Genomic DNA, 12930 nt, shown 5'->3' with positions numbered 1-12930 from the left:
AAAACCAGAACTCAGGTATCATGTTCCATATGTGTTCCGCAAGGGGTAAAGAAACAATGAAGGAACATCAGGGGCGCAAAACGAGCACATCCGTGGGCGATCCGGCCTTTGCTTCCGGCGCATGCGGCGGGCGGATGATCAGGCAGCGGGCATCCGAGAACACCTTCATCAGCGACGAATCCTGGCGCAGCATCGGGGTGGCGATCCGCTCTCCCGACGACGAGATCGTAAGGTCGCCGCGCAGATAATCCTGGCGTTCGCCGTTTTCCGGCAAGTCGTTGGCAAGAATAGCCTTTTGCAGCCGCTGCGGATCCGGCCTACCGGCCAGGCGAGCCACCAGCGGCTCGAGGAACAGATGCGCGCAGACAAGGCTCGAGGCCGGGTTGCCGGGCAGGCCCAGCACCCGCATGCCGCCCAGGCTTCCCGCCATCAGCGGCTTGCCCGGGCGCATCGCGATCTTCCAGAAATCGAGCGTCATGCCGCGCGCGAGCATCACCTTCTGGACGAGATCGTGGTCGCCCACCGAGGCCCCGCCGATGGTCACCAGCACGTCCGCACCCGCGGCGATGGCCGAATCAAGGGCAGCGTCGATCGCCTCGATCCGGTCGACGGCGATGCCGAGATCGAGCACGTCCGCGCCCGCGCCACGGGCGAGGGCTGCCACGCCGAAGGTGTTGGAAGCGATGATCTGGCCCGGGCCCAGCGGCTGGCCGGGCAGGCGCAACTCGTCGCCGGTCGCGAGCACCGCCACCTTGGGCCGGGGGGCGACGGGGAGACGGGCATGGTTCATGGCGGCTGCGAAGGTGATCGCGCCGGCATCGAGCAGGCGTCCGGCCTCAAGCCCGACATCGCCTTCCTGAAAGTCGACGCCGGCCGCGCGGATGTGGCGGCCCGGGGACGCAGCCTCGCGGATCAGCACCGTGCCGTCGTCGCGCTTCTCCGTGACCTCCTGGATGACGATGGTGTCGGCGCCTGCGGGCACCGGCGCGCCGGTGAAGATACGGATTGCCGCGCCCTGTTCGAGCGCGCCGTCATAGCCGCGACCGGCAGCCGATTCGCCCTGAACCCGCAGCACCGCGCCGTCGACGGCCTCGGCCGCGCGCACCGCATAGCCGTCCATGGCGGAGGCTGCGAAGGGCGGGTGGGTGCGCAGCGCGCGCAGCTCGCGTGCAAGCACGCGGTCGCAGCAGGACGCGAGTTCCAGCATCTCCGGTTCGTCACGCGGCGCAGCGCCCGCCAATATGCGCGCGAGCGCGTCCTCAACCGGCATCAATGCCATCGGTCCCAGTCCTTTCAGCTTTCGAAATTCCAGTCGCCGGATTTGCCGCCCGACTTGGCGAGCACCCGGATGCCGCCGATCTCCATGCCGCGGTCGACCGCCTTGGCCATGTCGTAGATCGTCAGGCACGCCACCGAGGCGGCTGTCAGCGCCTCCATCTCGACCCCGGTCTTGCCGCTCAGTTTGGCGAGCGTGCGCACCCTGAGGCCCGGCAGGCTCTCGTCCGGCTCGATGTCCACGCTCACCTTGGTGAGCGCCAGCGGATGGCACAGCGGAATGAGGCTGGCGGTCTGCTTGGCGGCCATGATGCCGGCGATCCGGGCCGCCCCGATCACGTCGCCCTTCTTCATGTCGCCCTGCAGAATGAGCGCCAGCGTTTCGGGCTTCATGCGCACATGGCCCGCGGCCTCGGCAATACGCACGGTGTCGGCCTTGTCGCCGACATCCACCATCGCGGCAGAGCCGTCTTCGGCAAGGTGGGTGAGGCGGGGGGAAGTATCGTCGTTCATCTATTCGGCCGCTGCATTTTCGGGATTGCCTTGAAGAAGCGCGCGCGTGGCGCCGGTTACATCGGCCTGCCGCATCAGGCTTTCGCCCACCAGGAAGGTGCGGATGCCCGACTGCGCGAGCCGCACGCAATCCGCATGCGCGCCGATGCCGCTTTCGCCCACCAGAATCCGGTCGCCGGGCACCATCGCCGCCAGCCGTTCCGAGACGGTGAGCGACACCTCGAAGGTGCGCAGGTTGCGGTTGTTGACGCCGATCAGCGGGCTGTCGAGTTTCAGCGCACGCTCCATCTCGGCCTCGTCATGCACCTCGATCAGCGCCGCCATGCCGAATTCGTGCGCCGCGTCCTCGAGCCGCTTCGCATCGTCGTCGCCAAGCGAGGCCATGATGATCAGGATCGCGTCGGCGCCCCAGGCCCGGGCCTCGTGCACCTGGTAGGGCTCGAACAGGAAATCCTTGCGCAGCGCGGGCAGGGCGCAGGCCGCGCGTGCCGCGGTCAGGAACTCCGGCGCCCCCTGGAACGACGGCGCGTCGGTCAGCACCGACAGGCAGGCCGCCCCGCCCGCCTCATAGGCGCGGGCCAGCGCCGGCGGATCGAAATCGGCACGGATCAGGCCTTTCGAGGGGCTCGCCTTCTTGATTTCCGCAATCAGGCCATAACCACCGGCGGCGTGCTTGGCTTGAAGCGCCGCGACGAAGCCGCGCGGGGCTTCGGCGTCGCGGGCGCGCGCTTTCATGTCGGATGGCGCGATGATCGCCTTCGCGGCGGCGATTTCGTCGCGCTTGTAGGCCTCGATGCGGGCCAGGATGTCGCTCATGGTCTTTACCCTGCTTTCGGTGCCGGCGCGTGCGCCTGCGATACGCGCACGAGCATCTCGAGCGCGCCGAGTGCTGCGCCGCCGTCGATCGATCGCGCCGCCAGGTCCACGCCCTCGCGCAAATCCGCGGCGGTGCCTGCGATCACCAGCGCGCCCGCGGCATTCAAAAGCGCGATCTCGCGATAGGCATTCTTCTCGCCTTCGAGCACGCGCCGCAGCGCCGCTGCATTGGCCACGCCGTCGCCGCCCTTCAACAGATCGAGCGAAACCCTTGAAAGTCCGAGTTCTTCGGGAGTGACCTCGAATTTGCGGAGGCGTCCGTTTTCGAGCGCCACGACCTGCGTCGTGCCGGTGGTGGTCATCTCGTCGAGCCCGTTGCCATGCACGATCCAGACCGTCTCCGAGCCGAGGTCGCGCATCACTTCGGCCAGCGGCTCGAGCCAGTTCGGCGCAAACACGCCGATCAGCTGCCGCTTGACGCCGGCCGGGTTGGACAGCGGGCCGAGCAGGTTGAAGATCGTGCGGGTGCCGAGTTCGACCCGGCTCGGGCCGACATGGCGCATGGCCGAATGATGCGCCGGCGCGAACATGAAGCCGACGCCGGCTTCCGCCACGCAGGCGGCAATGCCGGCGGGATCGAGTTCCAGCGACACGCCGAGGGCTGCCAGCGAATCCGCCGCGCCCGATTTCGACGACAGCGCCCGGTTGCCGTGCTTGGCGACCTTGACGCCCGCGCCCGCCACGATGAAGGCGGCGGCGGTGGAGACATTGTAGGTGCCCGAAGCGTCGCCGCCGGTGCCGACGATGTCGACCGCATCCGCGGGCGCTTCGACCCGCAGCATCTTCTCGCGCATCACCGTGACCGCGCCGTAGATCTCGTCGACGCTTTCGCCGCGCACCCGAAGCCCCATCAACAGCGCGCCGATCTGCGACGGCGTGGCATCGCCCGACATCATCACGTTGAAGGCGCTGCGGGCCTCCTCGCGGTCGAGCGCAGCGCCGCCCGCGACCTTGGCAATGATCGCTTTCAAATCCGCCATGGTGATCGGCCCCCCGTGCCCCGTGTTCAGAATGCCAGCGCGCGCTCGGCCAGCGATTGGTTGACCGACACGCCGTATTCGGCCTCGAGCCGCGCCACCATCTGGTCGAGAATGTCGTCGCCGATCTGCCGGGCCACCTGCGCGCGCTGCTTGGGCGAAACGGCTTCCGCCGTCACCGTCGCCGCGTCATTGACCGAGGTCACCTTGAGCAGGATCTTGTTGTCGCCGGAGGCGTCGTCGGCGACAGCCGCCAGGCCGTTCGGGCCGGAGAAGGCCTGCGCCACGGCAGCCTCGCCGAACACCCCGTCCGCGCCGCCGCGACCGAGCGAATATTTGGTCTCGACCGAGACCGACAGTTCCTCGGCGATCGTGGCAAGCTCGGCGCCCTTGTCCAGGCGGTCCTTGAGTTCGTTGGCCTTGGCGCCGAGCGCCTCGACCGTCTTCATCGCCATCCAGTCCTGTATGACCTGGTCGCGCACCTCATCGAGCGTGCGGTCGCGGGCAGGGGTGATGTCCTCGACCTCGAACCAGAGGAAGCCGTCGCTGCCGATATTGATCGGCGGGGTTTCCACGCCGGGTTCGGCTTCGAAGGCATCGCTGAGCAACTGCTTGGATTCGGGAATGTCGGTGAGCACGGTGCCGTCCGGCGCCCGGCCACTGCGGTCGACCGCCTCGATGGTGACCGGCTTCAGCTTCTGCTGGGCCGCAGCCTCGGCAAGCGTCATCCCGCCCGCGCGTGCGTCCTCATAGGCGTCGTGGACGTCGAGTAGCAGCCGCGAGGCTTCCGCGAGCGCCAGTTCCTTGCGGATCTCCGGCTCCATTTCGGCAAAGCTCTTGGTGGATTCGGGCGTGATATCCGCGACCCTGAGGATCACGGGGCCGAACTGGCCGTCGACCACGCCGGTGCTGCCGCCGGCGTCAGCAACGCCGAAGGCGGCGTCCGCGAGCTTCTGGTCGGGCATCGACGCCTTGGTGAAGGCGCCAAGCCGCACATCGGCGGCGCTGCGGCCCTGTTCGCTGGCAAGCTCGTCGAAACTCTTGCCCGAGGCGAGCGCTTCGGCCGCAGCCTCCGCGGCCGCGCGGTCGGGGAACACCAGCTGGTCGATGGTGCGCCTTTCGGCGGTCGTGTAGCGGTCCTTGCGCGAATCGTAGTCGGCGCGCGCGGCTTCCGCGCTGATCGCGGCCGGATCGGCGATGTCCTCGCCCTGCAGCTTCACATAGCTGATCTTGCGGAATTCGGGGGCGGCGTAATCGGCCTTGTTTTCTTCGAACCAGGCGGCAAGCGTGTCCGCGTCGGGCTCGGCGACCGGGTCGATATTGGCTTTGGTCAGCAGCAGGTAATCGACGTCGCGGGTTTCGGCCTGGTAGCGCGCCAGCGCCGTCATCAGCACCTCGGGTGCCTCCATGCCGTCGGCCACCGCCTCGACGATCTGGGTGCGCACGGCCACCTGGCCGCGGCTTCGCAGATAGTCTTCCTCGCTCATGCCGACCGAGCGCAGCACGCGCTGGAAATTGCCGCGTTCGAAGCGGCCGTTGAAATCGTGAAACGCGGGGTCTTCGGCGATCAGCCGGGCCAGCCGGTCGTCGGACAGGCCGAGATTCATCTTGCGGGCCTGTTCGTCGAGCAGCGCGCCTGCGATCAGCTGCTGGTAGACCTGGTTTTCGATGCCGAGCGCGCGGGCCTGGTCGGCCGTCAGCCGCTGGCCGACCTGCCGGCTGACGGCGGCAACCTGCCGGTCATAGGCGAGGCGGAATTCGTTGGGGCTGACCACCGTGTCGCCGACGCTGATCACGGCATTGCTGCCCGCCGTCAGCATCGAGCCCGAGATGCCCCAGACGCCGAAGGAGGCGACCAGAAGCAGCAGAAGGAATTTGGCGACCCAGCTCTTGGCGCCTCTGCGCAGTAAATCAAGCATCTAAGCTCCCGCGGTATCGATACCCTGGTCCGTCACGGCACAGGCTGCGCCCGCGAACCACTCCCCGGACCCTTTAGACCAATCCTTTGGCGAATTGAAGAGCAGGCGCGGGATAAAGGGCCGCAGGGCAAGGGCCGTGCGGCCGGCTCAGTCGCCGCGCGGGAAGGGGAGCTCGGGGAATGCCGGATCGGATGGCGCGGGCCCGGTCTCGTGGGCGGCAAGCAGCCTGGCGAGCGGCGACAGGATCGCCTCGGCGGTGTAGGGCTTGCGCACGATCGGCACGTGCCCGAAGGCCTGCGGGATCGCGCTCGAATCGACATAGCCGGTGGCAAACAGGAAGGGCACGCCGCTGGCGCTCAGGAAGTCGGCGACGTCGCCCGAGGTCTGGTCGCCCAGGTTGATGTCGAGGATCGCGGCATCCGGCAGCGCATTGGCGGACAGATAGGCAATCGCCTCGCGCTGCGAGCCCACCGTCGCCACCACCCGCAGCCCCGCCTCGTCGAGGATCTGCTCGAGTTCGAGCGCGATCAGCATCTGGTCCTCGAGGATCATCACGCTCCGCCCGGCCAGCGCGACGGCGTGCGGGTCGGCGGCGCGTGCGGCGGTCGCGCTGCGCGCCGGCCGGACCGTCCTGAGCGAGACATGGCGCCCGGGAATCGTGAACCTGGCTTTCAGGCCTTCGGGCGCGTAGTCGATGGAGCTGTTTCCGCCCAGGTCATAGGGAATGCTGCGGTCGATCAGGACCGTGCCGAAACCCTGGTGGCGCGGCGGCTGCACCGGCGGTCCGCCGGTTTCGGTCCAGTCGATCCTGCATGCGCCGGCCGCATCGATGCTCCACGAGACGTCGAGCCGTCCGCCGGGGCCCGACAACGCGCCGTATTTGGCGGCATTGGTCGACAATTCGTGCAGCACCAGCGCCATGATCGAGAAGGAACGCGCATCCATCCAGACATTGGGCCCGTCGAGGTTCACCCGGGTGGCCTCGGTCCGGTAGGGCGTGAGTTCGGCTTCCAGCAGGTCGTGCAGCCCGCCGCCGCCTTCGCCGCGGATCACCTGGTCGTGGGCCACCGACAGCGCCTGGATGCGGCCGCGCAGCGCCTCCACATAGGCTTCCAGCGTCTCGCCGCGCATGGTCGGGTGCGTGACCAGCGACTTGATCACCGCGAGAATGTTCTTGACCCGGTGGTTGAGCTCCTGGTTGAGCATGCGCTGGCGCACCTCCGCCTTGGAGCGCTCATCGGCGAGAAGCTCGGAATGCTCGAGAATGACGCCCACCAGCGCGGCGCGGGCGGCTTCGCCGAACTGCCGTTCCTCCTCGGTCCAGGGCTTGGACTGGCGGCGCACGGTCTCCTTCCAGATCGCGAAACTCTTGCGCGGCGTCAGCCGGTCGCCGAGCGGCCCGGTCTCGTAGGTCTTTTCGGGATTGCCGGCCCAGTTGATCGTCTGCGCCACTTCCTTGCGGAAATACATCACATAGTCGCCCGGCCGCTGCGACAGCGGCACCACCAGCATGCCCGAGGCGCGTTCGGCATAGGCTTCGGCGGCGGGAAGCACGGTGGCAAGCTTGGGGGTTGACCAGATCCGGCCCTCGGCCACCGATGTCGCAAACCGCGCGAGACCCGGGATCTCGCTTTCGGGCGGCGTCGTCCCTGTCACCGACAGTTCCCCGCCAAGCCACATCGCCAAGCCGTCGGCCGGAATCAGCTGCGCGAATTCCGCAAGCCGGCTGCGCAGGAACGCCTTGATGTCGCGGACCTGGACCGCCTCCTGCAGCAGGCCGTCGAGCGCCGCGCGGGCCGCGGTGGCGGCGTCGAGCGATTGCTTGTGGCGCAACGCGTTGAGATGCAGCGAGAAGAACTCGCCGAAAATCTCCGCCGCCACGCGCTGTGCCATCGACAGCGTGCGCGGTCCGTAGTGGTGGCAGGCGATCAGGCCCCACAGCTCGCCATCGATGATGATCGAGATCGACATCGATGCGCCCACGCCCATGTTGCGCAGATATTCGCAATGGATCGGCGAGACGCTGCGCAGATGCGCAAAGGACAAATCGAGCGGTTCGCCGGAGACGTCGAGCACGGGCAGCACCGGAATGCGCTCGAAATTGACGTCGGAGATGATCCGGATCGGGTTTTTCAGATAGAGCGCGCGCGCCTGCTGCGGAATGTCGGTTGCCGGAAAATACTGTCCCAGAAAGCTTTCGAGATGCGGCCGCTTGGCCTCGCCCAGCACCTGTCCCGCGCCATCGGGGTCGAACTGGTAGATCATCACGCGATCGTAATCGAGCATGGCCTGGATCAGCCGGACCGAGTCCGACACCAGCCGGTCGATCGAGCTGATCGCGGTGATGCGGCCGAGCATGGTGCGCGACAGTTCGAGCGGCTTTGCCACATCGTCCTGCGCGGGCTCGAATTCGAGGATCGCCGAGCCCTTGAAGCTGTGCACCGCGATGTCGAAAAGCTGTCCGTCGGGACCTTTGCGGCCGAAGAGCAGCGCCGAGCGTCCGCCCTCGCGGGTGCGCGACAGGGCGTTGCGGATCTCGTGGGACAGCTCGGCGCCGAGCGTGCTGTTGAGCGGCAGGCCGGTCAGGTCGCCGTCGAGGCCGAGCATCGCCGGCGCGTTGACGGAATGGCGCTGGATCTCCGTCGCCGCCGCGTCGCAGGCGAGCAGGCAGCCATGCGGCTGGATCGAGCCGGGGATGTGGATCGGCTCGGCATCACAATTGGTAAGATCGGTCGGTTGGGGCGAATTCATCAGCGGTCTCGGAATAAATGGAGAAGGCGAGTCGGAAAGCATCCCCGGCTGCGGCAACGGCCGCTTGGTGCATCTCATCGGGAAGCGCTTCCAGAACGGTGAGAAACGCGCGCCAGCGCCTGGGATCGGCGGACTGGTGCGCGAGATGGCGTGCGCCGAAATCCTGCCGGAGGCCGATGGCCTGCGCCCGCTGCAGCAACAGCCGCGCGCCGAGCGCCGAGCCTTCGAGCACATAGGCCGCGCCCAGACGGGCCGCGGGGGAAGGGGACCATGGCGGCACGTCGGCCTTTGGCAACGGCGACAAGCCGAGATCGGCCAAGTCCCTGCCGGCAAGTCCCGCGATCGGATCGAGCGTCCATCCACTGTCGACAGTGTCGCACAGCGCGGCCTCGATGCAGCGGCGGAACCGGTGCGTCTTGCGGACATAGGCCGCATAGGCGCCCGCAGTGGCAAAGTCGCCCACCACGGTATCAAGCTCTTCATGCAGAGGCGATGTCGAAACGCGCAGTGTTCGTCTTAGGTCGTCGGCAGGCAATCACGGTCTCCGGAGCAAGCCCGGAAGATAACATCCCCCCGACGGGCGTCTATAATGTATGTTGTATTCTGGATGAAAGCGCCAACGCGTAATTAAGCACTATCTTAATCGGCCGCAACCCGTTACTTTTTGCAGGTTCCGGCGGGGCCGCCCGGAGGTGTCGGTCTCCGGACGGCCGTGGCGGTCGACGCCTAGTGAACGGCAAACCACTGCTGGCGCGTGATCTGCCCGGTCTTGCCGGTGTCCGCCCGGTCGAACTGGGCGGCCGCGAAGCCGGTGAATTCCTCATGTGTCACCTTGCTGTCGCGGTTCAGGTCCATGGCCATGAACCGGCTCGCCTTGGCCGACTGCCTCTCCTCCTGGCGGGCGAGGTTGCCGCCCTGTCCATTGCCGCCGGGACCCATCCTGACGGCCATGTATTCCTGGATCGTCAGGGAGCCGTTCGAATCGGCGTCCATGGCGGCGAAGACCGCGTCGCTCCAGGCGGCGACTTCGGATTTCGACACCAGTCCGTTGCCGTCGGTGTCGATCGCGTTAAACGGTGAATTCTGCGCATTGCGCCCCAGCCCCATTCCTTGCTGGGCAAACGCGCCCGTGGCGAGCGCGAGGATGGCGAGCGCGCTCAGGCCCGCCGTCAATCTGTTGCGTCTCATGGTCGGTCTCCTTTTCCGGTTACCCCCAAACACGGAATCTAGCACCGCGACCGGGGGCGCGATTGACGATTGTCAAGAAACGGCGGGCCTGTTCGCCGCACCCCCGGCGGCAGAGCGTTTGCCCCGGGCCTGGTGCCGATTGCGGCCATTTGCGCGGCCAGCCGGCGTTTGCAAATCCCGCCCCGTCTGCTAAGCCCCCTCGAAACTGACCAACCCGGGGACATTCGATGACACCTGACATTCGCCCGCTCGTGGCCGGCAACTGGAAGATGAACGGCACACGCGAGAGCCTGGACCAGATCAAGGCCATTGCCGAGGGCTTGGGGCCGGACCTGGCCGATGCGATCGACACCTTGATCTGCCCGCCCGCCACGCTGCTTTACGTCGCCACGGCGCTCGCCGAATCAAGCCCGCTCGCCATCGGCGCGCAGGATTGCCACGAACGCCAGAGCGGCGCCTTCACCGGCGACATTTCCGCGACCATGATCGCCGACTGCATGGCCAGCCATGTGCTCGTCGGCCATTCCGAGCGGCGCACGCTGCATGGCGAAAGCGACGAAACCGTCCGCGCGAAGGCCGAGGCCGCGCGCGAGGCGGGCCTCGTGCGCGTGATCTGCATCGGCGAGACCGAGGCCGAACGCAAGGCCGGGTCGACGCTCGACGTGCTCGGCCGCCAGCTCGCGGGCTCGGTGCCGGATGGCGCCACCGCCGACAACACCGTGATCGCCTATGAACCGGTCTGGGCGATCGGCACCGGCTTGACGCCGACCGTCGACGATGTGGCCGAAGCTCATGCCTTCATTCGCGCCGAGATGGAAAAGCGCTTTGCCGGGGAGGGCGCGCGCATGCGGCTTCTCTATGGCGGCTCGGTCAAGCCGGACAATGCGGCCGAACTCCTGGGCGTGGCCCATGTCGACGGCGCATTGATCGGTGGCGCCAGCTTGAAAGCGGCCGACTTCCTCGCCATCTGCAAGGCATGCCGCGGCCTTCTGGGCTGACGTAGCCGCCTGGGATGCCGGGTCTCCGGCGGGCTTCGCGCCCGTCGGGACTTGGAAAGCGCGCGGCCGTCGTGTAAAGAGCCGCCAAACCGGACGAAGATTGCGCCCCCGAGGGCAGGAAGAACCTGATGCAAACCGTTTTGATTGTCATTCATCTCATGATCGTGCTGGCGCTTGTCGGCATCGTGCTGATCCAGCGCTCCGAAGGCGGCGGGCTTGGCATCGGCGGCGGTTCCGGCTTCATGTCGGCGCGCGGCGCGGCCAATGCGCTGACGCGCACCACCGCCATTCTCGCCGCGGCCTTCTTCTGCACCTCGCTGGCGCTCGGCATCCTGGCGCGCTACGGCGACCGTCCGACCGACATTCTCGACCGGATCCCGATCCAGTCCGACGGCTCGGGCTCGGGCGTGCTCGACCAGCTCGGCGGCGCCCCGCAGAGCTCCACCCCGCCGGCAACCGACGCGCCGGCCGAGGCCCCTGCCAGCCAGGGCGACATTCCCGCCGCGCCCGAAGCGCCGGCCTCCGACGTTCCCTCCGGTCAGTAGAACCGGTCTTTCATCCGGCCGGCGGTTGGCGATCCTCGCCTCCGCCGGTTTTTTCATGCGGTTTGCTGACGCCATGCGCGTTATTCACCGCTAAAATGCGTCATCCGTTTTTTGGGGTGGCGGAATCAGTCTTCTGAAGGTATCGGTTCAATCCCATGGCGCGATATGTTTTCATAACTGGCGGCGTGGTCTCCTCGCTTGGAAAAGGCATTGCCTCAGCCGCTCTCGGTGCGTTGCTGCAGGCCCGTGGTTACCGGGTGCGGCTGCGCAAACTCGACCCCTATCTCAATGTCGATCCGGGCACGATGAGCCCGACCCAGCACGGCGAGGTGTTCGTCACCGACGACGGCGCGGAGACCGATCTCGATCTCGGCCACTACGAGCGCTTTACCGGGCGTTCGGCGGTGCAGGCCGACAACATCACCACCGGGCGGATCTACAAGAACATCATCGACAAGGAACGGCGCGGCGACTATCTCGGCGCCACCGTCCAGGTCATTCCGCACGTCACCAACGAAATCAAGAACTTCGTGCTCGAAGGCAACGAGGATTACGATTTCGTGCTGTGCGAGATCGGCGGCACCGTCGGCGATATCGAGGCGATGCCCTTCATCGAGGCGATCCGCCAGCTCGGCAACGACCTGCCGCGCAACACCGCCGTCTATGTGCATCTGACGCTGATGCCGTGGATCGCCGCTGCCGGCGAGCTCAAGACCAAGCCGACGCAGCATTCGGTCAAGGAACTGCAGGCGATGGGCATTGCGCCCGACATCCTGCTGGTGCGCGCCGATCGCGAGATTCCGGCCGAGGAACGCCGCAAGCTCTCGCAGTTCTGCAATGTGCGCCCCTCCGCCGTGATCCAGGCGCTCGACGTGCCCTCGATCTACGACGTGCCGATCGCGTATCACAAGGAAGGCCTCGACACCGAGGTTCTGGCCGCCTTCGGCATCGACCCGGCGCCGGCGCCGCGCATGGGCGCCTGGGAAAGCGTCTCCGAGCGCATCCACAATCCCGAGGGCGAAGTCACCATCGCCATCGTCGGCAAATATACCGGCCTCAAGGACGCCTACAAATCGCTGATCGAGGCGCTCTATCACGGCGGCATCGCCAACCGGGTCCGCGTCCGGCTCGAATGGATCGAAAGCGAGATCTTCGAGAAGGAAGACCCGTCGCCCTGGCTCGAAAAGGTGCACGGCATCCTGGTGCCGGGCGGCTTCGGCGAGCGCGGCGCGGAAGGCAAGATCGCGGCTGCGAAATTCGCCCGCGAACGCAAGGTGCCCTATTTCGGCATCTGCTACGGCATGCAGATGGCGGTGCTCGACGCCGCGCGCAATCTGGCCGGCATCGAGGACGCGATGTCCTCCGAGTTCGACCGCAAGTCCGGCACCCATGTGGTCGGCATCATGACCGAATGGCTCAAGGGCAACCAGCTCGAGACCCGCGCCGCCAATGGCGATCTCGGCGGCACCATGCGGCTCGGCGCCTATCCGCATCCGCTCAAGCCCGGCTCGCTGATTTCGCGGATCTACAAGTCGACCGACGTCTCCGAACGGCACCGTCACCGCTACGAGGTCAACATCGCCTTCAAGGACCAGCTCGAAAAGGCGGGGCTCGTCTTCTCCGGTATCTCGCCCGACGGCTTGCTGCCCGAAACCATCGAGTACCCGCAGGACGTCCATCCCTGGTTCATCGGCGTGCAGTACCACCCCGAACTCAAGTCCCGTCCGCTCGAACCGCACCCGCTGTTCGCAAGCTTCGTCGAAGCCGCGCTGGAGCAGTCGCGGCTGGTCTAGCCGCGATTTTAGAGAGTGTTCGCCTCTTTCGCCCCCATCCGCGGGCGAAGGATGCCTGCCCGTACCCGACATCTGCCCCGATCTCGCTGATTTTG

At 66.9% G+C, this 12930-nt stretch carries 11 protein-coding genes; 3 read left to right on the top strand and 8 right to left on the bottom strand.

Features of this window, described 5'->3' with window-relative positions; all coding sequences use genetic code 11:
* Window positions 1-67: 67 nt before the first annotated feature.
* The 8 genes from AWJ14_RS15350 to AWJ14_RS15315 form a co-directional block, all read right to left on the bottom strand.
* Window positions 68-1279: a molybdopterin molybdotransferase MoeA gene (locus AWJ14_RS15350; RefSeq protein ID WP_066180998.1), complete on the bottom strand. Its 1212-nt coding sequence runs from the start codon at window positions 1277-1279 to the stop codon at window positions 68-70.
* Between the two features lie 14 nt (window positions 1280-1293).
* On the bottom strand, window positions 1294-1788 hold the full coding sequence (gene moaC / locus AWJ14_RS15345; RefSeq protein ID WP_066180995.1) for a cyclic pyranopterin monophosphate synthase MoaC: 495 nt from the start codon (window positions 1786-1788) through the stop codon (window positions 1294-1296).
* Window positions 1789-2604, bottom strand: a complete 816-nt coding sequence (gene trpC / locus AWJ14_RS15340) for an indole-3-glycerol phosphate synthase TrpC (RefSeq protein WP_066180992.1) — start codon at window positions 2602-2604, stop codon at window positions 1789-1791. It abuts the gene before it with no gap.
* A 5-nt stretch (window positions 2605-2609) separates the two neighbouring features.
* Window positions 2610-3644: an anthranilate phosphoribosyltransferase gene (gene trpD, locus AWJ14_RS15335; protein ID WP_066180989.1), complete on the bottom strand. Its 1035-nt coding sequence runs from the start codon at window positions 3642-3644 to the stop codon at window positions 2610-2612.
* Between the two features lie 26 nt (window positions 3645-3670).
* A complete protein-coding gene (locus AWJ14_RS15330; protein ID WP_066180987.1) occupies window positions 3671-5560 on the bottom strand; it encodes a peptidylprolyl isomerase in 1890 nt (629 codons plus the stop codon).
* A gap of 147 nt (window positions 5561-5707) precedes the next feature.
* Complete coding sequence (locus AWJ14_RS15325) at window positions 5708-8314, bottom strand: HWE histidine kinase domain-containing protein (RefSeq protein ID WP_425349650.1); 2607 nt, start codon at window positions 8312-8314, stop codon at window positions 5708-5710.
* Window positions 8274-8846, bottom strand: a complete 573-nt coding sequence (locus AWJ14_RS15320; protein ID WP_066180981.1) for a biliverdin-producing heme oxygenase — start codon at window positions 8844-8846, stop codon at window positions 8274-8276. The genes AWJ14_RS15325 and AWJ14_RS15320 overlap by 41 nt, the downstream gene beginning before the upstream one ends.
* A gap of 191 nt (window positions 8847-9037) precedes the next feature.
* Window positions 9038-9499 (bottom strand): EF-hand domain-containing protein, encoded by a 462-nt coding sequence (locus tag AWJ14_RS15315; protein ID WP_139112666.1) that lies wholly within the window; start codon window positions 9497-9499, stop codon window positions 9038-9040.
* Between the two features lie 227 nt (window positions 9500-9726).
* On the opposite strand from AWJ14_RS15315, the gene tpiA reads away from it, so the two are divergent.
* The 3 genes from tpiA to AWJ14_RS15300 all read left to right on the top strand — a co-directional run bounded on the left by tpiA (window position 9727) and on the right by AWJ14_RS15300 (window position 12835).
* A complete protein-coding gene (gene tpiA, locus AWJ14_RS15310; protein WP_066180976.1) occupies window positions 9727-10497 on the top strand; it encodes a triose-phosphate isomerase in 771 nt (256 codons plus the stop codon).
* A 128-nt stretch (window positions 10498-10625) separates the two neighbouring features.
* Window positions 10626-11042, top strand: coding sequence for a preprotein translocase subunit SecG (gene secG, locus AWJ14_RS15305; protein WP_066180974.1), 417 nt, complete (start codon window positions 10626-10628; stop codon window positions 11040-11042).
* Window positions 11043-11197: 155 nt separating this feature from the next.
* Window positions 11198-12835: a CTP synthase gene (locus AWJ14_RS15300; RefSeq protein ID WP_066180972.1), complete on the top strand. Its 1638-nt coding sequence runs from the start codon at window positions 11198-11200 to the stop codon at window positions 12833-12835.
* Window positions 12836-12930 lie beyond the last annotated feature (95 nt).

It is taken from the genome of Parahoeflea olei (genome assembly GCF_001703635.1).
Classification (GTDB): domain Bacteria; phylum Pseudomonadota; class Alphaproteobacteria; order Rhizobiales; family Rhizobiaceae; genus Hoeflea; species Hoeflea olei.
This window is presented reverse-complemented; position numbering and strand designations above follow the sequence as displayed.

Excerpts from the sequence above, each read along its gene's own strand:
- trpD (WP_066180989.1), bottom strand. The coding sequence starts at position 3,644 with ATGGCGGATTTGAAAGCGATCATTGCCAAGGTCGCGGGCGGCGCTGCG.
- trpC (WP_066180992.1), bottom strand. The coding sequence starts at position 2,604 with ATGAGCGACATCCTGGCCCGCATCGAGGCCTACAAGCGCGACGAAATC.
- AWJ14_RS15315 (WP_139112666.1), bottom strand. The coding sequence starts at position 9,499 with ATGAGACGCAACAGATTGACGGCGGGCCTGAGCGCGCTCGCCATCCTC.
- moaC (WP_066180995.1), bottom strand. The coding sequence starts at position 1,788 with ATGAACGACGATACTTCCCCCCGCCTCACCCACCTTGCCGAAGACGGC.
- AWJ14_RS15330 (WP_066180987.1), bottom strand. The coding sequence starts at position 5,560 with ATGCTTGATTTACTGCGCAGAGGCGCCAAGAGCTGGGTCGCCAAATTC.
- tpiA (WP_066180976.1), top strand. The coding sequence starts at position 9,727 with ATGACACCTGACATTCGCCCGCTCGTGGCCGGCAACTGGAAGATGAAC.
- AWJ14_RS15350 (WP_066180998.1), bottom strand. The coding sequence starts at position 1,279 with ATGGCATTGATGCCGGTTGAGGACGCGCTCGCGCGCATATTGGCGGGC.
- AWJ14_RS15300 (WP_066180972.1), top strand. The coding sequence starts at position 11,198 with ATGGCGCGATATGTTTTCATAACTGGCGGCGTGGTCTCCTCGCTTGGA.
- secG (WP_066180974.1), top strand. The coding sequence starts at position 10,626 with ATGCAAACCGTTTTGATTGTCATTCATCTCATGATCGTGCTGGCGCTT.